We start from the raw sequence: 18724 nt of genomic DNA, 5'->3' as shown, positions 1-18724 counted from the left end.
AGCGAGAGATAGCCACATTTCCACAATGCCGTCAAAGATCCATGCGCATTGCAGCGCGCAGATGGCCAATGTGAGGGGCTTTTGGGGGATTGTTCCCTGATCGGCGCCAGTCGGCCCAGATCCTCGCCGGTCCGCGCGTCGAAAATGCGACGGGCCGCCCGAATCGCCGGACGGCCCGCGACGGGCGCTCGGATGTCGCGGTCAGGCGCGCTTGAGCTTCTGCGCGGCTTCCCGGCGGCGGGCAATGCGCGCGGCACGACGTGCGCCGCGCGCCCACGGCAGTTCGAGCCTTTCCTGCGCCCGCGCGTTGCGGATGACGGATTCGATGAAACGGGTGCGCGCCTTCATATGCTCTGCTCCTTGCCCGGGCCTCGGCCGAGCCCGTCCTGCGCATCATGCTGGCCGGTCTTTGCGGCGGTGATTGGGCCTCGGCGCGGCAATCCGCGGTCCGGAAGATAACACCAATCCACATTCGGGCCGCCCCAGAAATTCTTGCTTTGAAACGTTTTTCAGCGGCATCCACAGCGCGGCGGACGGCTGGATCAGAGGCGGATCGCGGATATCAGCCGACCGTAATCGGCCTCCTGCGCGTGACGCGAACGGCGGTAGGAGTAGAAGCGCGCCGGGTCGGCATAGGTGCATTGGCGGAGCCATTCCACATGCGCCACGCCCGCTGCCCGCAGCCGGGCCGCGCCATAGCCGGGGAGGTCGAAATGCGCCCGGTCCCCGTCGCCGCCGGCGAAGAAGCGCGCGTTGTCCGGATCCTCGTCGACGAACCTTTCCACGAGTTCCGGCCCGACCTCGTAGGCGGTCTGGCTGATCGCCGGTCCGATCACGGCGACGATGCGCGACGGCTCCGCCCCGGCCGCGCGCATGGCAGAGAGCGTCGCCTCGAGGATCCCGGCCTGCGCGCCGCGCCAGCCTGCATGCGCCGCGCCCACGACCCCGGCCGCGTGGTCGGCGAAGAGCACCGGCAGGCAATCCGCGGTGAGCACGCCGATGGCCAGCCCCGGCTCGGTCGTCACGAGCGCGTCGGCGCGGGGGCGCTCGGCGAAGGGGGCACTCACGGTGACGGCCTCGGCCGAATGCACCTGATGCAGGGTGAGCAGCCGGTCCGGGGCGACGCCGAGCGCCTCGGCCGCGCGCGCCCGGTTGAGCGCCACGACCTCGGTCTGATCCGACGAGCCGGGTCCGCAGTTGAGCCCCGCGAAGATCCCCGACGACGCCCCGCCGCGCCGTGTGAAGAAGCCGTGGCGAAGCGGCGAGAGCGCGTCGGAGGTGAGAATTTCCAGCGTCATGGGTCGACTCCGGGGGGCGGCGCGGCCCGGCTGGGATGAAGGGCGAGACACTTGAAAAGCGTTCCCATTTCCTCGGGATGCGTCAACCGGCGATGGGCGGCGACATGCGATTCGAGCCCCGCGCCGGACAGGCTGCGGGCCAGAATCCGGGCACGCGCCGTGAGTCCGAGGCGCTCCAGAAAGACGCCCTGCGGCGTGAGCCGCGCGTGCGCGCAGGGCGCGGCGCGGGCGATCGCCTCGAAATCGACATGCGCGGTCAGATCCGCCTCGCCGGGCGCCTCGAAAGGATCGGCGGCGGCGTGTCCTGCCACGGCCTGAAGCGTGTCGCCCCGCGATCGCCAGCCTCCGTAGTCGACGATCAGTGCCACCCCGCCGTGCCGCTCGATCCGCGCGCCGATCTCCTGGGCGATCGCCGGGGCCGCCGGGCAGATCTCGACCACGTCGCCCGGCGCGGTGTCCTCCAGCCGGTGGGCGAGTTCGGGCTGGGGCGCGGGCCCCGCCAGCCCCGGCACGAGCCGGCCGTCGCGCAGGCCGACGCGCCGCTCCTGCCAGGCCTCGCCCTCGGCCCGCTGGAACTGGCGGATCGGCAGCGCGTCGAAGAACTCGTTGGCTACCAGGAAGAGCGGGCGGTCGTCGGGCAGATCGGCCGCCGCCGCGTGCCAGGTGACGCCGTGGCCGGCGAGTGTCTCCTGCTGGCGGGCGCGCAGGGTCGGCGAGGTCTCGACCAGATGCAGCGCGGCAGCAGCGCGCGCCCCCGGCACGGCGCGCAGGGCGCGCAGGATGTCCGCCATCAGCGTGCCGCGGCCCGGGCCGAGCTCGGCCAGGGCGATGCGCTCGGGCGCGCCCTGATCGAGCCAGGCCTGCCCGAGCGCCAGCCCCACCATCTCGCCGAACATCTGGCTGATTTCGGGGGCTGTGGTGAAGTCCCCGCGCTCGCCCAGCGGGTCGCGGGTCGCGTAGTAGCCGTGCGCGGGGTGCATGAGGCATTCGGCCATGTAGTCGGAGAGCTTGAGCGGCCCCTCCGCCGCGATCCGGGCGGCCAGGGTTTTCGCGAGCGGCGTCATGCCGCTGCCGTGCGCCCCCGCCTGAGCGCCCAGAGCGCGAGCGCGAGCCCCCCGAGCAGCATCGGCAGGGACAGGATCTGCCCCATCGTCAGCCCCCAGCCGCCGACATGCCAGGCGAGCCCCAGCGGATTGCCCTCCGAGACGAATTGCGGATCGGGCTGGCGCACGAACTCGACGAGGAACCGGGCGAGCCCGTAGCCGGCCAGGAACACGCCGGTCACAAGGCCCGGCCAGCGGAAGGCGCCGCGCCGCCAGACCAGCCAGATCAGCACGGCGCCGAGGATCGCCCCCTCCAGCGCGGCCTCGTAGAGCTGCGAGGGATGGCGCGCGCAGAGCTCGCCCAAGGGCTGTCCGCAGGCCTGCGCGAGCCGGCCGGGAAAGACGACGCCCCATGGCAGGTCCGTGGGCCGGCCCCAGAGCTCGGCGTTGATGAAGTTCGCGATCCGGCCCAGCAGCAGGCCGGGCGGCGTGGCCAGCGCCATCACGTCGGCCGCACGCAGCGGCGACACTCCCTGCCGCCGGCACCACAGCAGCGCCGCGACGGCCACGCCCAGAAGGCCCCCGTGAAAGGCCATGCCGCCCTGCCAGAGCATCAGGATCTCGCCCGGGTTCCCGAGGTAGTATCCCGGGCGATAGAACAGCACGAAGCCGAGCCGCCCGCCCAGGATGACGCCCAGGATCACCCAGGTCAGCAGGTCGTCCACCTGTTCGGCACTCATCGGCGCCGCGCCGCCCGGCCAGAGCCGCGGCCGGTTCACGGCCATGACCGCCAGCCGCCAGCCGATCAGGATGCCCACGATATAGGCCAGCGCATACCAGCGCAGCGCGAGCTCCACGCCGAAGAGCTCGACCGAGAAGAGCTCCGGCGAAATCTCCGGGAAGGGGATCATGGCCAGCATCGCCGCCTCTCGTGCCCGTTGTCCCGCGGCCCGTCAAGCGAGGAGGCCCGCGAGGGCCGACGAGCGGCTCATCGGCCCTTGCGGGCCTCTTCGCCGCAGCCGCCTTGAGCCGGAGGCCGCAGGGGTCCATATAAGCCACGAAGGCAACGGCGGAGAGTCAGATGCAGAGCCGCAGCAAGGTGTTCGACGATCTCTCGCAGCTCATGACCAACGCGATGGGCGTGGCGCAGGGCGCGCGGGAAGAGGCGCAGACGGCGATGAACTCGATGATCGACCGCTGGCTGGCCGAGCGCGATTTCGTCACGCGCGAGGAATTCGACGCGGTGCGCGCCATGGCGCAGAAGGCGCGCGAGGAGAACGAGGCGCTCAGGGCCCGGATCGACGCGCTCGAGGCGAAGCTCGCCGCGGGCGAGTGACGCTCAGAGGTCGTCCGGCCGGGGCATGGTGAAGACCTCGTCCACCTTGGTGTAGTCCCTGTAGCCCAGCCGCGCGAGCGGCTGGTATCTGGTGACGTCGAAGATGCCGTTCACCAGGCAGTCGTCGCGCAGATGGATGCCGACGACCTCGCCGAAGACGACGAAATTGGCCTTCCCTGGCAGGCGCGTGATCTCGGTGAGCCGGCATTCCAGCGCCGCCGGCGCGCCGGCCACCCGGCTGCAGTCGATCCGCTCGCAGGGCGCGCGCTCGACCCCGGCGTGGGCGAATTCGTCCACCTCCCGGGGCAGCGTCTGCGAACTGGCGTTCATCGCGTCGCGCATGGCGTATTCCACGATGTTCACGCAGAACGCGCCGGTCGCGCGGATGTTGCTGAGGCTGTCCTTGGTGCCCTCCTGATCCGGCTTCGCGCCGGTCGAGGCGAACATGATCTGCGGCGGCACATAGGCCACGCCGTTGAAAAAGGAGTAGGGCGCGAGGTTGTCCACGCCCGCCGAGTCCCGGCTCGAGACCCAGGCGATGGGCCGGGGCGTGATGATCGCGTTGAAGGGATTGTGCGGCAGGCCGTGGCCGTCCTCGGGGCGGTAGAACATCTCGCGCCTCTCCTCTCTCTGCGCGGCTGCAGCTAGCGCAACGGCGGCCGGGGCGCCAGACGCCGCAGGGTGCATGAGCGCAGAGGTCCTGCGCAGCGCGCGCTCAGCCGTCCCGCCGGGCTTTCTCCTCGATGCCCGAGGTGCCCTCGCGGCGGTCGAGTTCCGCCAGCACCTCCGTCAGGGTCACGCCGCGCGCCTGCAGCATGACCAGAAGGTGATAGAGCACGTCCGCCGCCTCGGCGGTCAGGCGCGCGCGGTCGCCGCGGACCGCCTCGATGACGGCCTCCACGGCCTCTTCGCCGAACTTCTCCGCGCATTTCTCCGGTCCGCGCGCCAAAAGCCGCGCGGTCCAGGAGCCTTCCGGGTCGGCGTCGGCGCGCCCCGCGATGGTCTCGGCCAGCCGCTCCAGCGCGTTCATGTCAGCCTCATGGGCACGCCCGCCGCGGCCATGTGCGCCTTGGCCTCGGCGATGGAGTAGGTGCCGAAATGGAAGATCGAGGCGGCGAGAACCGCGCTCGCCCCGCCGCGGAGCACGCCCTCCACCAGGTGATCGAGCGTGCCCACACCGCCGCTCGCGATCACCGGGATGCCGACGGTTTCTGAGATCCGTCGCGTCAGCTCCAGGTCGAAACCCGATTTCGTCCCGTCGCGGTCCATGGAGGTGAGCAGGATCTCACCGGCGCCTTCGCGCTCGGCGCGCGCCGCGAACGCCAATGCGTCCACGCCCGTCGCGCGCCGCCCGCCATGGGTGAAAATCTCCCAGCGGCCCGGCGCCACCTGCTTGGCGTCGATGGCGACGACGATGCACTGGCTGCCGAAGCGGTCGGCCGAGCGGGCCACCACCGTCGGATCGGCCACCGCCGCGGAATTGAAGCTCACCTTGTCCGCGCCGGCCAGCAGCAGCGCGCGCACGTCCTCCGGTCCCTTCACGCCGCCGCCGACGGTGAGCGGCATGAAGCAGTGCTCCGCCGTGCGGCGCACCACGTCGTACATGGTGCCGCGATTCTCGTGCGTGGCGTTGATGTCGAGAAAGCAGAGCTCGTCCGCGCCCGCGGCGTCATAGGCGATGGCCGCCTCCACCGGGTCGCCGGCGTCCACCAGATCGACGAAGTTCACGCCCTTGACCACGCGGCCCTCGGCCACGTCGAGACAGGGGATAAGCCGGGTCTTGAGCATCCGCGCGCTCCTTTCGCGCCTTCCTTGCCACGCGCGGCGCCGGCGCGCCAGTCCACGGCGCGCGGCGGGCCCACTCAGCTGCCGCGATAGGTCGCGTAGCCGTAGGGCGAGAGCAGGAGCGGGACGTGGTAGTGCGCCTCCTCGGCCATGCCGAAGCGGATCGGGATCTCGTCGAGGAAGAAGGGCTCGGGCGCATCGTGGCCCCGGGCGCGCAGGTAATCGCCTGCGGCGAAAAGCAGTTCGTAGGTGCCCGGGGCGAAGCGCGCCTCGGGCAGGATCGGCGTGTCGGTGCGGCCGTCCGCGTTGGTCGTGGCGCGGGCGATCTCCTGCCGCGTGCCGCCCTCGATCCGGTAGAGCGTAACGCCCAGGCCCGCGGCCGGCGCGCCCCGCGCGGTGTCGAGGACATGGGTGGTGAGATAGCCGGCCATGCCGAGCCCCCTTTTCTTCCGTGCCGCTTTCCGGTGTCATCCCGGGCGCGTTGCGTCAAGACGGAGGCTTCCCAGTGCTGCGCTATCCCCGCGACATGACGGGCTACGGCCCCAATCCGCCCGACCCGCGATGGCCGGGGGGCGCGAAGATCGCCGTGCAGATCGTCGTCAACTACGAGGAGGGCGGCGAGAACTGCCTGCTGCACGGCGATCCGGCCTCGGAGGCGTTCCTGTCGGAGGTCGTGGGCGCCGCGCCCTGGGAGGGCGAGCGGCACTGGAACATGGAATCGGTCTACGAATACGGCGCGCGCGCCGGGTTCTGGCGGCTCTACCGGCTGCTCTCCGACCTGCCGGTGACGGTCTTCGGGGTGGCGAGCGCGCTCGCCCGCGCGCCGGAGCAGGTCGCCGCGATGCGCGACGCGGGCTGGGAGATCGCGAGTCACGGGCTGAAGTGGATCGAGCACCGGGGGATGCCCGAGGCCGAGGAGCGCGCGCAGATGGCCGAGGCGATCCGCCTGCACGCGGCCGTCACCGGCGCGCGGCCGCGCGGCTGGTACACGGGGCGGTGCTCGATGAACACCGTGCGGCTGGCGGCGGAGCAGGGCGGCTTCGCCTATGTCGCCGACAGCTACGCCGACGATCTGCCCTACTGGTTGCGGACGGGCGGGCGCGATCAGCTGATCGTGCCCTACACGCTCGAGGCCAACGACATGCGCTTCGCGGTGCCCGCGGGCTTCGGCGCGGGGGACCAGTTCGAGACCTACCTGAAGGACAGCTTCGACGCGCTCTACGCCGAGGGGGTCGCGGGCGCGCCCAAGATGCTCTCGATCGGGCTGCACTGCCGGCTCGCCGGGCGGCCGGGCCGGATCATGGGGCTCAAGCGCGCGCTCGACCACATGCGCGCGCACGAGGGCGTCTGGTTCGCCACGCGGCTCGCCATCGCCGAGCACTGGGCGGAGACGCATCCGCCGGTCGAGCGGCGGCGGCCCTCGGAGATGGATCTCGACGAATTCGTCGCGGCCTTCGGCGGCATCTTCGAGCATTCGCCCTGGATCGCGGAGCGGGCGCACGCGATGGAGCTGGGGCCCACGCACGACACCGCGCGGGGCGTTCACGCCGCGCTGGCGCACGCCTTCCGGGAGGCCTCCGAGGAGGAGCGGCTGGGCGTGCTGCGCGCGCATCCCGACCTCGCCGGCAAGCTCGCGGCGGCGCGGCGGCTGACGGCCGAGAGCGCGGCGGAACAGGCGAGTGCGGGGCTCGACGCGCTGACCGACGACGAGCGCGCCCGCTTCACCGCGCTCAACGATGCCTATACGGCGAAGTTCGGCTTCCCCTTCATCATCGCGGTGCGCGACCACGACAAGGCCGGCATCCTCGCCGCCTTCGAGCGGCGGCTGGAACAGGACCGCGAGACCGAGTTCGCCGAGGCCTGCCGACAGGTGGAGCGAATCGCGGAGCTTCGGCTGCTGGAGAAGCTCGGGTGAGCCGGGAGATCGTCGCCGAGCCGCTGACGGCGGAGGCCTTCGTGCCCTTCGGCGACGTGCTGGAGGCGGCCGGCGCGCCGGACAAGGTCATCAACCAGGGCCGCTGCGGGCGCTGGCACGACCTCGCACGGCTCGACTTCGGCGAGGGGCGCGCGGGCATCAGCCTCTTCGAGGCGGAGGCGCGCGCGCTGCCGCTCCAGCTCGGAATGATGGAGCGGCACCCGCTGGGCGCGCAGGCCTTTCTGCCGATGAGTGCCGACCCCTTCCTCGTCGTGGTCGCGCCGGACGCCGGCGGTGCGCCGGGCCGGCCGCGCGCCTTTCTGACGAGCGGCGCGCAGGGGGTGAACTATCTGCCCGGGACATGGCACGGGGTGCTCGCGCCGCTCGCCGCGCCGGGCCGCTTCGCGGTGGTGGACCGGATCGGGGCGGGCGCCAACCTGGAAGAGCACTGGTTCGAGACGCCCTGGGTCATCCGCGCGCCCTGACGCGCCCCTCACGGGGCGCGCGCTGCGCGGCGGGTATTTGGGGACCATTGAAAGAACGGTGCGCCGCTCCTGCGTCTTTCAATGGTCCATAAATACCCCGTGTCGCGGATCCGCGGCCGGGGCCGGCGTCAGGACGGGTGCGGCCCGCGCTCCTCCATCAGATGCGTGAGCCAGTCCGGGTCCATCTCGGGCACGGAGGACAGCAGAAGCTCCGTGTAGTCGGGGTGGGGCGGCGAGAGGATGCGGTCCTTCAGCCCCTGTTCCACGACGCGCCCCTGGTACATCACCACGATCTCGTCGGCGATCGCCTCGACGGTGGCGATGTCGTGGGTGATGAACAGATAGGCGATGCCCTTTTCCTTCTGCAGCCGCATCAGGAGCTTGAGGATGCCCTCCTGCACGATCTGGTCCAGCGCCGAGGTCACCTCGTCGCAGAGGATCACGTCCGGATCGGCGGCGAGCGCGCGGGCGATGCAGATGCGCTGCTTCTGCCCGCCCGACAGCTCGCCTGGAAGGCGGTCGTAGAACCCCTCGTCGAGCTCGATCTGCTCCAGCAGTTCGACGACGCGCTTCTCCAGCGCCTTTCCCTTCAGCCCGTGGTAGAAGGTGAGGGGCCGGCCGATGATCTCGCCCACCGTCTGGCGCGGGTTCATGGCTGTGTCGGCCATCTGGTAGATCATCTGGATGCGGCGGAGCTGCTCCTTGCTCCGGTCCTTGAGCTTCGGCGGCAGCGTCTCGCCCTCGAAGGAGATCTCGCCCCGCACGGGGGGCAGCAGGCCGGTGATGACCTTCGCCATGGTGGACTTGCCCGAGCCGGACTCGCCCACGATCGCCACGGTGCGTCCCCTTGGCAGGTCGATGCTCACGTCGTGGAGCACCTGCACCTTGTTGCCGTAGGCCGCGTCGATTCCTTCCGCGCGCAGCACCACGTCCTCTGACGGGTCGGCCTCCTTGCGCAGGCTGCGGACGGACCAGAGGCTTTTGGTGTAGTCCTGTTTCGGGTGCGCGAGCATCTCGCGCGTCTCGGCCTCCTCGACCTCTTCGCCGTAGCGCAGCACCTTGATGCGGTCGGCCATCTGCGCGACCACGGCGAGATCGTGGGTGATGTAGATCGCCGCCGTGTCGAACTCCTCGACGATCTTGCGCATGGACATCAGCACCTCGACCTGCGTCGTGACGTCGAGCGCGGTGGTGGGCTCGTCGAAGACGATGAGGTCGGGGCGCGGCGACATCGCCATCGCGGTCATCACGCGCTGAAGCTGCCCGCCCGAGACCTGGTGCGGATAGCGCGAGCCGATGTGCTCGGGGTCGGGGAGCTGAAGCTGGGCATAGAGATCCTTGGCATCGGCGATGGCCTCCGACTCGGATTTCAGCCCCTCGCGCACGGCCGCCGCCACGGTCTGTTCGATCAGCCGGTGCGCAGGGTTGAAGGAGGCCGCGGCCGACTGCGCGACATAGGTCATGCGCGTGCCCCAGAGCTTGCGGCGCTTGCGCTCGGGCATCTTCAGAAGGTCCATGCCGTCGAAGGTCACCGAGCCGCCGGCGAAGCGGACGCCGGCGCGCGCGAAACCCATCGCGGCGAGGCCCAGAGTGGACTTGCCCGCGCCGGATTCGCCAATGAGGCCAAGCACCTCGCCCTTGTGCAGGGTGAGGTCCACGCCCTTTATGATCGGGTTCCACTTCTCGTCGGCGAAGCCCTCGATCTTCAGCCCGCGGATCTCCAGCAGCGGCGTGTCCTGCGGCTTCGGCGCCGGGTTGGCCTCGGACCCCGTGACTTCGGAAAGCTCAGTGTTCATCGCGCAGCCCGCTCGTCTTGTGCAGGAACCAGTCCACCACGAAGTTCACCGCCACCGTCAGCAGCGCGATGGCCGCCGCCGGCAGGAGCGGCGTGAGCCCCGCCTTCAGGTCGAAGCGGGCGAACTGGATGAGGTTCGCGGTCTCCCGCACCATGGTGCCCCAGTCGGCGGTGGGCGGCTGGATGCCGACGCCGAGGAAGGAAAGCGCCGCGATGGTCAGGAACACGAAGCAGAAGCGCAGGCCGAACTCCGCGACCAGCGGCGGCATGATGTTGGGCAGTATCTCGCGCCGCATGACCCAGCCCAGCCCCTCGCCGCGCAGGGTCGCCGCCTCGACGTAGTCCATCACCGCCACGCCGACCGCGACCGAGCGCGTCAGACGGAAGACGCGGGTGGAGTCGAGCACCGCGATGATGAGGATGAGCGACAGCGCCGAGGAGCCGAAGATCGACAGCAGCATCAGCGCGAAGATCAGCGACGGGATCGCCATCAGCACGTCGACGCCGCGGCTGATCACCTGATCGAGCCAGGAGCGGTTGATCGCCGCGATCAGGCCCAGCGAGACCCCGATGAAGAAGGCAAGCAGCGTGGTGAGGAAGGCCAGACCGATGGTGTTGCGCGCGCCGTAGATCAGCCGGGTGAGGATGTCGCGGCCGATCTGGTCGGTGCCGAGGGGGTGCTCGGCGCTCCAGGGCGCGTAGGACTGTGGGAAAACCTCCGCCTCGCCGTAGGGGGCGAGCAGGGGCGCGAAGAGCGCGACGAAGATGTAACCCGCGATCACGATCAGCCCGAAGATCGCCGTGGGCGGCGCCTTCTTCAGCTCGATCCAGGCGCGCTGCCGCCAGGTGCGGCGGGTGCGGAACTGGCCCACCTCGGCGGCGGCCGAATAGCCTTCGGTCTGGTCGGTCATTTGGGATGCAACAGCCGGGGATTGGTGACGATGCCGATGATGTCGGCGATGAGATTGAGCAGGATGTAGGTCGCCGCGAAGATCAGCGCGCAGGCCTGCACGACCGGAATGTCGCGCGAACTCACCGCGTCCACCATCAGCTGCCCGATTCCCGGATAGACGAAGACCACCTCGACCACCACGACGCCCACCACGAGATAGGCCAGGTTGAAGGCGATCACCGCGGCGATCGGCGCCCAGGCATTGGGCAGCGCGTGGCGCAGGATCACGCGCGCGGGCGGCTCGCCCTTGAGCCGCGCCATCTCGATGTAGGGCGAGGCCAGCAGGTTGATGATCGCCGCCCGCGTCATCCGCATCATGTGCGCCACGATCACCAGCGTCAGCGTCAGCGCCGGAAGCGCGGTGGTATAGACACGGTCCCAGAAGGGCATCTCGCGGCTGACGTCGGCGAGGCTGGGGAAGACGGGCCAGAGCGTGCCGAGAAGCAGGATGAGGATATAGGCCACGAAGAACTCGGGGAACGAGATCGTCGTCAGCGTCGAGGTGCTCACAGCCTTGTCGTAGAAGCTGTTGCGCTTGAGCGCGGCGGTGATGCCGAGAAAGAGCGCGAGCGGCACCGCGATGATCGCCGTCATGCTGGCGAGAAAGAGCGTGTTCATGAGCCGCGGGCCGACCAGCTCGGCCACCTCGCGCGAGCGGTCCACGCCCGAAGCCGCGCGCCCCGAGAAGGAGGTGCCCAGATCGCCCTGCGCCAGCGCGCCGATCCAGTCGAAGTAGCGGATCACCGGCGGCTGATCGAGGCCCAGCTCGCGTCGGAAGGCGGCGACCGTCTCGGTCGTGGCGGCCTGCCCGAGCACGGCTTCGGCGAAATCGCCGGGCAGCATCTGCACGGATGCGAAAATGATGATCGAGACGATGAAGAGCGTCAGAACGCCGAGCGCGAGTCTCTGGAGCACCGTCCGGAGCACCGGATGCATCTGGCTCATCCCCTTGTTTCTTGCCCGTCCGCGTCGGCAGGCCATCCGCGACATCGCCCGGCGATCCGTCAGGCCGCCTCGGCCGACTAGGGCTTGTTGGCGGGCCGCGCCCGCCGACTAACCATAGTCGAGAGCCCGCGCGGATTCCAAAAGAAAAAAGCCTTACGGAACGACACGAAGATTTTGGTGGGCCTTTCCGGGCTGCGCTTGTAGTCTTGCGGCATCGGCGCTCCACGGGAATGCGTCATCCGAAACGACTGGACGGGAGGGATTCGACATGAAGGAAAAGTTCATCGAGCGTCAGCGTGCGCTGCTGCGCCAGGGACGGCTTTCGCGGCGCGAGTTCGTCTCCTCGGTGCTCTCCGCCGGCGTCGTGCTGCCCACCGCGCTCACCATGGCGGACCGCGCGATGGCCGCCACACCCAAGCGCGGCGGCGACGCGCGCTTCGGCATGGGCCACGGCTCGACCACCGACAGCCTCGACCCGGCGACCTACGAGAACGGGTTCATGCTGAACGTGGGCTATCTCTGGGGCAACTCGCTCACCGAGGTCGCGCCTGACGGCACGCTGCGCGGCGATCTGGTGCAGGGGTGGGAAGCGACGCCCGACGCCAAGACCTGGCGCTTCCCGCTCAAGCAGGGAGTGACCTTCCACAACGGCAAGACGATGACCGTCGAGGATGTCATCGCCTCGCTCAACCACCATCGCGGAGAGGACACGAAGTCCGCCGCCAAGGGGCTGCTCGCGGATGTCGTCGAGATGTCGGCCGACGGCGATACGCTGGTCGTCACGCTCGCCTCGGGCAACGCCGACTTCCCCTTCATCCTGTCGGACTATCACCTGCTCATCATGCCCTCGGATGGGGGGGCCGTGGATCCGACGGCGGCGATCGGAACCGGCCCCTATCGCATCGAGACCTTCGAGCCCGGCGTGCGGGTGATCGGCGCGCGCAACGACAACTATCACATCGACGATGCGGCCTGGTTCGACACGGTCGAGATCCTGTCGATCGTCGATCCGACCGCGCGGCAGAACGCGCTGATGAACGGCTCGGTGCAGCTGATCGACCGGGTCGATCCCAAGACCGCGAACCTGCTGGGCCGGGCGCCCAACATCGATATCCTCGAGAAGACGGGATACCTGCATTACACCTTCCCGATGCGCGTCACCATGGCGCCCTTCGACAACTACGACCTGCGCATGGCGCTCAAGCTCTCCGTGAAGCGGCAGGAGCTCGTGGACAAGATCCTCATGGGCTACGGCGCGGTCGGCAACGACCACCCGATCTCGCCCGCGGTGCCCTTCCACGCCGAAGGGCTGAACCAGCGCGAGTTCGACCCGGAGAAGGCGGCCTTCCACTACAAGAAGTCCGGCCACAGCGGGCCCATCCAGCTTTCGGCCTCCGACGCGGCCTTCGCCGGCGCCGTGGACGCGGCGCAGCTCGTCGCCGCCTCGGCCGCCGAGGCGGGGATCACCGTCGAGGTCGTGCGCGAGCCCTCGGACGGCTACTGGTCGAACGTCTGGAACAAGAAGGCCTGGTGCGCCTGCTACTGGGGCGGCCGGCCGACGGCGGACTGGATGTTCTCCTCGGCCTATGTCGACGACAGCGAGTGGAACGACACCGACTGGCGCACCACCGAGGCCGCGGTCAAGTTCAACTCGATCGTGGACGAGGCCCGCGCCGAGCTCGACCAGCAGAAGCGCGCCGAGCTCTACTTCGAGGCGCAGCGTCTCATCCACGACGACGGTGGCGCGCTGGTGCCGATGTTCGCCAACTATATCATGGGCGTGTCCAACGAGCTCGCCCACGGCGAGAGCGTCGCCGCGAACTGGGAGTTCGACGGCGGCAAGGCCAGCCAGCGCTGGTGGATGGCCTGATCGCCTGACGCGCGGGCCCCGCCCGCGAGATCGCCCGCGCGCCGCCCTTCCGGGGCGGCGCGCCTTTCGTTTGCGAAGGCGGCAGGCGTCGCGCACGAAAGTTTCGCGGCCCGCAGGGCAGATCGCTTGCGGCCGCCCTCGGATCGATCCCGGAGCGCAGTTGGGGGCTTTCTGCGGGTGCCCGCGCAGAGGTTGCGTCACGCCCCCCCCCGCGACCGGGACTTCCGGGAGCAGGGCAGACGGGGCATGGCAGGGCGTTCCGTCGTCCGCTCAGAGCGATTGCCGTGCGAGAAAGGCCCCCAGCGCCTCCGCCGTCTCTGCGGGCATCTCGTCAGGGAAGAAATGGCCACCCGGGATCGCGCGTGCCTCGATCTGCGACAACCACGGCGCCCAGGTCCCGGGCACGTCGTAGGCGCGGGCCATCGCGCCCTCGGCGCCCCACAGGACGAGGCAGGGGCAGTCGATTCGGCCCGCTTCGGCGCGGTCGAGGGCCGCGTCGTGATCGAGCGCGGCGCGGTAGTCGTCGCACATGGCGCGGATCGCCTCCGGGTCGCGCCAGGCGGCGCGGTAGGCGTCCAGGAGCCTGGGGTCGAAGGCCGAGAGCCCCGCGCCGCCCCAGCCGCCCAGGCAGCGCTCGAAGAAGGCGTCGGGATCCGCGCCGATCATCCGCTCGGGCACGGGCTGCGGCTGGGCCAGGAAGAACCAGTGGTAATAGGCCCGCGCGACCTCGGGCGTCAGCCTGTCCAGCAGGTGGGCGGTGGGCACGATGTCCATCAGCGCGAGGCTCGCGATCCGCCCGGCCGCGTCGAGCGCCATGCGGTGGGCCGTGCGCGCGCCGCGGTCGTGGCCGGCCAGATGGAAGCGCTCGAACCCCAGCGCGGACATCAGCGCGAGCTGGTCCGCGCCCATCGCGCGGAAGGTCATCGCCCCGGTGCCCGAGGGTTTGTCGGAGGCGCCGTAGCCGCGCAGGTCGGCGCAGACGACCGTGTGGCTCCGCGCAAGCACGGGCGCGATATGCGTCCACATCGCCCGGGTCTGCGGAAAGCCGTGCAGCAGGAGCAGGGGCGGACCCTCTCCGCCGATCTCGCAGGCGATCGTCGCGGCGCCGCACTCGACCCGGCGGGCGTCGAAGCCGGGGATCATGCCCGCGCGAGTGCCCCCAGGATACGCGCCCAGCTGCGCGCGCCCTTGTGGAAGCTCGCCAGATCATATTTCTCGTTTGGCGAATGCAGCCCGTCGTCGTCGTGCGAGAAGCCGATGAGCATGGATTCGAGGCCGAGGATCTCCTTGAAGTAGCCCGCCACGGGGATCGAGCCGCCGACGCCCGCGAAGACCGCCGGTTTCGGCCACTCCTGCGAGAGCGCCGCGCGCGCGGCCTCGAACTCGGGGCGGTCTATGTCCATGCGCGTGGCCGGCGCGCCGTCGCCCATCGGGAACTCGGCGGTCACGTCCTCGGGCAGGCGCTGCTCGACATGCGCCACGAAGGCGCGATGCACGGCTTCGGGATCCTGCGTGCCGGTGAGGCGGAAACTGACCTTGGCGCGCGCCTGGGCCGGCAGCACCGTCTTGAAGCCCGCGCCGGTGTAGCCGCCCTCGATGCCGTTGACCTCGGCGGTGGGGCGCGCCCAGAGCCGCTCGAGCGGGGTGCGGTCCTGCTCGCCCGCAGGCTGTGAGAGGCCCACGCGGCCCAGAAATCCCTCCGCGTCGAAGCCCAGCCCCGCCCATTGTTCGAGCACCTCGGGCGGGGTCTCCGGCACGCCGTCGTAGAAGCCCTCGAGCGTCACGCGCCCCGACGCGTCGTGCAGCTCGGCGAGGATGCGCGCGAGCACGTGGATCGGGTTGACCGCGAGCCCGCCGTAGAGGCCGGAGTGCAGATCGCGCGAGGCGGCGCGGAGCACCACCTCCTCGCGCAGCATGCCCCTGAGCTGGGTGGTGATCGAGGGCGTCTGGCGGTCGTACATGCCGGTGTCGCAGATCAGCGCGATGTCGGCTTTCAGCTCCTCCGCGTTCTCTTTGAGGAACGGCACGAGCGAGGGCGAGCCCGATTCCTCCTCGCCCTCTAAGAAGAAGGTGACGCGGCAGGGCAGCGCGCCGTGCTCGGCGATCCAGGCACGGCAGGCCTCGACGAAGGTCATCAGCTGGCCCTTGTCGTCCGATGCGCCGCGGGCGCGGATCACCTCGCCGTGCTCGGTCTCTTCCAGGGCGGGATCGAAGGGGTCGCGGCGCCACAACTCCAGCGGATCGGCAGGCTGCACGTCGTAGTGGCCGTAGAACAGCAGGTGCGGCGCGCCTTCGCCGATATGGCCCACCACCATCGGGTGGCCGGGCGTGGCCCGCTTCTCCGCGGTCGCGCCGAGGCTCTCGAGGTCCGCCACGAGCCAGTCGGCCGCGCGGTCGCAGGCCTCGGCATAGGCGGGGTCCGTCGAGATCGACGGGATCCGCAGCAAGGCCATGAGCCGGTCGAGCGCCTGCGGAAGATCGGCATCGATTCGGGCAAGGACGGGATCGGCGGACATTGGCGCTCCTGTCGGTTCGGCGTGACGCCGACGGTATCAGAGCGGCGCGGGCTGTCCAGACGGGGGCAATTCATTGACGCAGATCAATGATCGGGCGGCGCGGCAATCTGTAGCCTGTTGTCACGGGCTTCGCCCAGTTATATCCATTCTAAACTTACGGGGCGGCGCGTCCGGCCCGACAGTCTGAAGGAATGCCGACGTGGACTATACGGCCAAGCTCGACCAAGCGATCCGGCGCCTGCACGACGAAGGCCGCTACCGCACCTTCATCGACATCGAGCGCAAGCGCGGCGCCTACCCCCACGCGACCTGGCGGCGCGCCGACGGCGAGGAACGGCCGATCACCGTCTGGTGCGGCAACGATTACCTGGGCATGGGCCAGCATCCCGTGGTGCTCGAGGCGATGCACGAGGCGATCGAGGCGACCGGCGCGGGTTCGGGCGGCACGCGCAACATTTCGGGCACCACGGTCTACCACAAGCGGCTCGAGGCCGAGCTCGCCGATCTGCACGGCAAGGAGGCGGCGCTGCTCTTCACCTCGGCCTACATCGCCAACGACGCGACGCTCTCGACGCTGCCCAAGCTCTTCCCCGGGCTGATCATCTATTCGGACGAGCTCAACCACGCCTCGATGATCGAGGGCATCCGCCGCAACGGCGGCTCGAAGCGCGTCTTCCGGCACAATGACGTGGAGCACCTGCGCGAGCTTCTGGCCGCCGACGACCCGGAGGCGCCCAAGCTCATCGCCTTCGAATCGATCTACTCGATGGACGGCGACTTCGGCCCGATCGAGGCGATCTGCGATCTCGCCGACGAGTTCGACGCGCTCACCTACATCGACGAGGTGCACGCCGTGGGCATGTATGGCCCCCGCGGTGCCGGCGTGGCCGAGCGCGACCGGCTCATGCACCGCATCGACATCATCAACGGCACGCTGGCCAAGGCCTATGGCGTGATGGGCGGCTACATCGCGGCGAGCGCGAAGATGTGCGACGCGATCCGCTCCTATGCACCGGGGTTCATCTTCACGACCTCGCTGCCGCCCGCGGTGGCGGCCGGCGCGGCGGCTTCCGTCCGCCACCTCAAGACCGATCAGGCGCGGCGCGAGCAGCACCAGACGCAGGCGCGCATCCTCAAGACCCGGCTCAAGGGGCTCGGCCTGCCGATCATCGACCACGGCAGCCACATCGTGCCGGTGATCGTGGGCGACCCGGTGCACACCAAGATGATCTCGGACATGCTGCTGGAGCACCACGGGATCTACTGCCAGCCCATCAACTTCCCCACGGTGCCGCGCGGAACCGAGCGTCTGCGCTTCACGCCGTCGCCGGTGCACGGCCCGGACGAGATGGACCGGCTGGTCCGCGCGATGGACGATCTGTGGTCGCACTGCGCGCTGAATCGCGCCGAAAAGACCGCATAGGCAGCGGCGTCGCTGACGCCTCTCGCCCGATGTGCTATGATTCGTTAAATAACGAGTGCGAGTCGAATCGCACCCTTGGCAGGCGGCATCTGGGGATAGGCGGCAGGGATGATCGGGCGGAGGACACCGCGTAGCGACGGCGAACCCGACATAAGGCTGAAGAGTTTCGACGACTTCGACCTGCGCCTCGGCGACGTGATGCGGGGCGAGCGTGCGACGATGGGCAAGTCGCTGCTCGACGTGCAGCGCGAGTTGCGCATCAAGGCCAGCTACATCGCCGCGATCGAGAACTGCGACCCGTCGGCCTTCGACACGCCGGGGTTCATCGCGGGCTATGTCCGCTCCTACGCCCGCTATCTCAACATGGATCCCGACCGCACCTTCGAGGCGTTCTGCGCCGAGAGCGGCTTCTCCCCGGCGCACGGGATGTCGGCCGACGCCTCGATCGGCCGTTCCAGACCCGAGGCGCGGCGCGCGCCCGAGCCTGTCGCCTCGGCGGCCCGCGATCCTCTGGCGGAGTCGCGCTTCGCCTTCGGTGCGCCGCAGGACTCCCTGCTTTCGCGCATCGAGCCCGGCGCGATCGGTTCGCTTCTGGTGCTCCTGGCGCTGGTCGGCGCGATCGGCTACGGCGGCCTGAGCGTCCTGCGCGAGATCCAGCGCGTCCAGCTTGCGCCCGTGGACCAGACGCCGGTCGTGCTCTCGGATCTCGACCCGCTGGAGGCCGCGAACGGACCCGTCGAAGAGGCGATGAACGGCGGACCGGAGGCGCCTTCGCCCGACGCGCTGGATCGTCTCTACCGCCCGCAGGCGCTGGACACGCCCGTGCTCGTCGCGCGGGACGCGCCGATCTCCACGCTCGACCCGGATACTCTCGGCGCCTTCGCGCGGTCCGACCGGCCGGCGGAGCCCGAGATCGCCAGCGCCGAGCCCGGACCGGAGCCTCCCGCCCCCGACGCTGCACCGATGCCGCAGGTCGTGGCCGAAGGCCCCGAGACCGTGACGCTCTTCGCGATCCGGCCCGCATGGGTGCGGGTGCGCGCCGGGGACGGGTCGATCATCTTCGAAAAGATCCTCGACGCGGGCGAGGAATACACGTTGCCCCGCGATGCAGAGGCGCCGACGCTGCGTGCGGGCATGTCCGGATCCATCTATTTCGAGGTGGGCGGCGACCTTTACGGTCCGGCCGGGCAGGGCACGAATGTTGTGCGCAGCGTCGCGGTCTCGGCTGACGCCGTGCGGGAGAGCTATCAGCTCGCCGATTTCAGCCAGGATCCCGAGCTCTCCAAGGTGATCGCCCGGCTCGAGGCCGAGTCCGGCGCCGACGGCGACGCCGAGTAGCGCCGCGCACGGATTGCCCCGCG

19 protein-coding genes are annotated in these 18724 nt (G+C 70.0%); 6 read left to right on the top strand and 13 right to left on the bottom strand.

What is annotated here, in order from left to right:
- Positions 1-201: 201 nt before the first annotated feature.
- The 4 genes from DRV85_RS19345 to lgt all read right to left on the bottom strand — a co-directional run bounded on the left by DRV85_RS19345 (position 202) and on the right by lgt (position 3261).
- Positions 202-348 carry a hypothetical protein gene (locus tag DRV85_RS19345; RefSeq protein ID WP_199525790.1) on the bottom strand — a complete coding sequence of 49 codons (147 nt, stop codon included), beginning with the start codon at positions 346-348 and terminating at the stop codon, positions 202-204.
- A gap of 194 nt (positions 349-542) precedes the next feature.
- A complete protein-coding gene (gene pgeF, locus DRV85_RS03210) occupies positions 543-1298 on the bottom strand; it encodes a peptidoglycan editing factor PgeF (RefSeq protein WP_113287995.1) in 756 nt (251 codons plus the stop codon).
- Positions 1295-2362: a class I SAM-dependent methyltransferase gene (locus DRV85_RS03205; RefSeq protein WP_113287994.1), complete on the bottom strand. Its 1068-nt coding sequence runs from the start codon at positions 2360-2362 to the stop codon at positions 1295-1297. The genes pgeF and DRV85_RS03205 overlap by 4 nt, the downstream gene beginning before the upstream one ends.
- Positions 2359-3261, bottom strand: coding sequence for a prolipoprotein diacylglyceryl transferase (gene lgt / locus DRV85_RS03200; RefSeq protein WP_113287993.1), 903 nt, complete (start codon positions 3259-3261; stop codon positions 2359-2361). The genes DRV85_RS03205 and lgt overlap by 4 nt, the downstream gene beginning before the upstream one ends.
- Positions 3262-3422: 161 nt before the next feature.
- Between lgt and DRV85_RS03195 the strand changes: the two genes are divergently transcribed.
- Positions 3423-3677: an accessory factor UbiK family protein gene (locus DRV85_RS03195; RefSeq protein WP_113287992.1), complete on the top strand. Its 255-nt coding sequence runs from the start codon at positions 3423-3425 to the stop codon at positions 3675-3677.
- A 3-nt stretch (positions 3678-3680) separates the two neighbouring features.
- On the opposite strand, the gene DRV85_RS03190 is transcribed toward DRV85_RS03195, so the two are convergent.
- The 4 genes from DRV85_RS03190 to uraH form a co-directional block, all read right to left on the bottom strand.
- Positions 3681-4289 carry a flavin reductase family protein gene (locus DRV85_RS03190; protein WP_113287991.1) on the bottom strand — a complete coding sequence of 203 codons (609 nt, stop codon included), beginning with the start codon at positions 4287-4289 and terminating at the stop codon, positions 3681-3683.
- A 103-nt stretch (positions 4290-4392) separates the two neighbouring features.
- Positions 4393-4707 carry a phosphoribosyl-ATP diphosphatase gene (locus DRV85_RS03185; protein ID WP_113287990.1) on the bottom strand — a complete coding sequence of 105 codons (315 nt, stop codon included), beginning with the start codon at positions 4705-4707 and terminating at the stop codon, positions 4393-4395.
- Complete coding sequence (hisF, locus tag DRV85_RS03180; RefSeq protein WP_113287989.1) at positions 4704-5465, bottom strand: imidazole glycerol phosphate synthase subunit HisF; 762 nt, start codon at positions 5463-5465, stop codon at positions 4704-4706. Before hisF ends, DRV85_RS03185 begins: the two co-directional genes overlap by 4 nt.
- A 74-nt stretch (positions 5466-5539) precedes the next feature.
- Positions 5540-5893, bottom strand: a complete 354-nt coding sequence (gene uraH, locus DRV85_RS03175; protein WP_113287988.1) for a hydroxyisourate hydrolase — start codon at positions 5891-5893, stop codon at positions 5540-5542.
- A gap of 74 nt (positions 5894-5967) precedes the next feature.
- Here uraH and puuE point away from each other — a divergent pair, with 74 nt between their 5' ends.
- Positions 5968-7377: an allantoinase PuuE gene (gene puuE, locus DRV85_RS03170; protein ID WP_420820902.1), complete on the top strand. Its 1410-nt coding sequence runs from the start codon at positions 5968-5970 to the stop codon at positions 7375-7377.
- The gene (locus tag DRV85_RS03165) at positions 7374-7862 is read left to right on the top strand and encodes an ureidoglycolate lyase (protein WP_113287987.1); all 489 of its coding nucleotides are present in this window, start codon (positions 7374-7376) and stop codon (positions 7860-7862) included. Before puuE ends, DRV85_RS03165 begins: the two co-directional genes overlap by 4 nt.
- A gap of 128 nt (positions 7863-7990) precedes the next feature.
- On the opposite strand, the gene DRV85_RS03160 is transcribed toward DRV85_RS03165, so the two are convergent.
- From DRV85_RS03160 to DRV85_RS03150, 3 genes are read right to left on the bottom strand one after another with little or no spacing between them, the layout of a single operon-like run.
- On the bottom strand, positions 7991-9658 hold the full coding sequence (locus DRV85_RS03160; protein WP_113287986.1) for an ABC transporter ATP-binding protein: 1668 nt from the start codon (positions 9656-9658) through the stop codon (positions 7991-7993).
- A complete protein-coding gene (locus DRV85_RS03155; protein WP_113287985.1) occupies positions 9648-10568 on the bottom strand; it encodes an ABC transporter permease in 921 nt (306 codons plus the stop codon). Before DRV85_RS03155 ends, DRV85_RS03160 begins: the two co-directional genes overlap by 11 nt.
- Positions 10565-11545, bottom strand: coding sequence for an ABC transporter permease (locus DRV85_RS03150; RefSeq protein WP_113288072.1), 981 nt, complete (start codon positions 11543-11545; stop codon positions 10565-10567). Before DRV85_RS03150 ends, DRV85_RS03155 begins: the two co-directional genes overlap by 4 nt.
- A gap of 277 nt (positions 11546-11822) precedes the next feature.
- Between DRV85_RS03150 and DRV85_RS03145 the strand changes: the two genes are divergently transcribed.
- Positions 11823-13424: an ABC transporter substrate-binding protein gene (locus tag DRV85_RS03145; protein WP_113287984.1), complete on the top strand. Its 1602-nt coding sequence runs from the start codon at positions 11823-11825 to the stop codon at positions 13422-13424.
- A gap of 270 nt (positions 13425-13694) precedes the next feature.
- Here DRV85_RS03145 and DRV85_RS03140 read toward each other — a convergent pair whose 3' ends face one another.
- Both DRV85_RS03140 and DRV85_RS03135 read right to left on the bottom strand, forming a co-directional pair.
- Positions 13695-14567 carry an alpha/beta fold hydrolase gene (locus DRV85_RS03140; protein ID WP_113287983.1) on the bottom strand — a complete coding sequence of 291 codons (873 nt, stop codon included), beginning with the start codon at positions 14565-14567 and terminating at the stop codon, positions 13695-13697.
- Positions 14564-15940: a M20/M25/M40 family metallo-hydrolase gene (locus tag DRV85_RS03135; protein ID WP_113287982.1), complete on the bottom strand. Its 1377-nt coding sequence runs from the start codon at positions 15938-15940 to the stop codon at positions 14564-14566. The genes DRV85_RS03140 and DRV85_RS03135 overlap by 4 nt, the downstream gene beginning before the upstream one ends.
- Before the next feature lie 199 nt (positions 15941-16139).
- Between DRV85_RS03135 and hemA the strand changes: the two genes are divergently transcribed.
- Both hemA and DRV85_RS03125 read left to right on the top strand, forming a co-directional pair.
- Positions 16140-17363 (top strand): 5-aminolevulinate synthase, encoded by a 1224-nt coding sequence (gene hemA / locus DRV85_RS03130; protein ID WP_113287981.1) that lies wholly within the window; start codon positions 16140-16142, stop codon positions 17361-17363.
- A gap of 108 nt (positions 17364-17471) precedes the next feature.
- Complete coding sequence (locus DRV85_RS03125) at positions 17472-18701, top strand: helix-turn-helix domain-containing protein (RefSeq protein ID WP_113287980.1); 1230 nt, start codon at positions 17472-17474, stop codon at positions 18699-18701.
- The last annotated feature ends 23 nt before the right edge of the window (positions 18702-18724 follow it).

The organism is Rhodosalinus halophilus, from assembly GCF_003298775.1.
In the GTDB taxonomy this organism is placed as follows: domain Bacteria; phylum Pseudomonadota; class Alphaproteobacteria; order Rhodobacterales; family Rhodobacteraceae; genus Rhodosalinus; species Rhodosalinus halophilus.
This window is presented reverse-complemented; position numbering and strand designations above follow the sequence as displayed.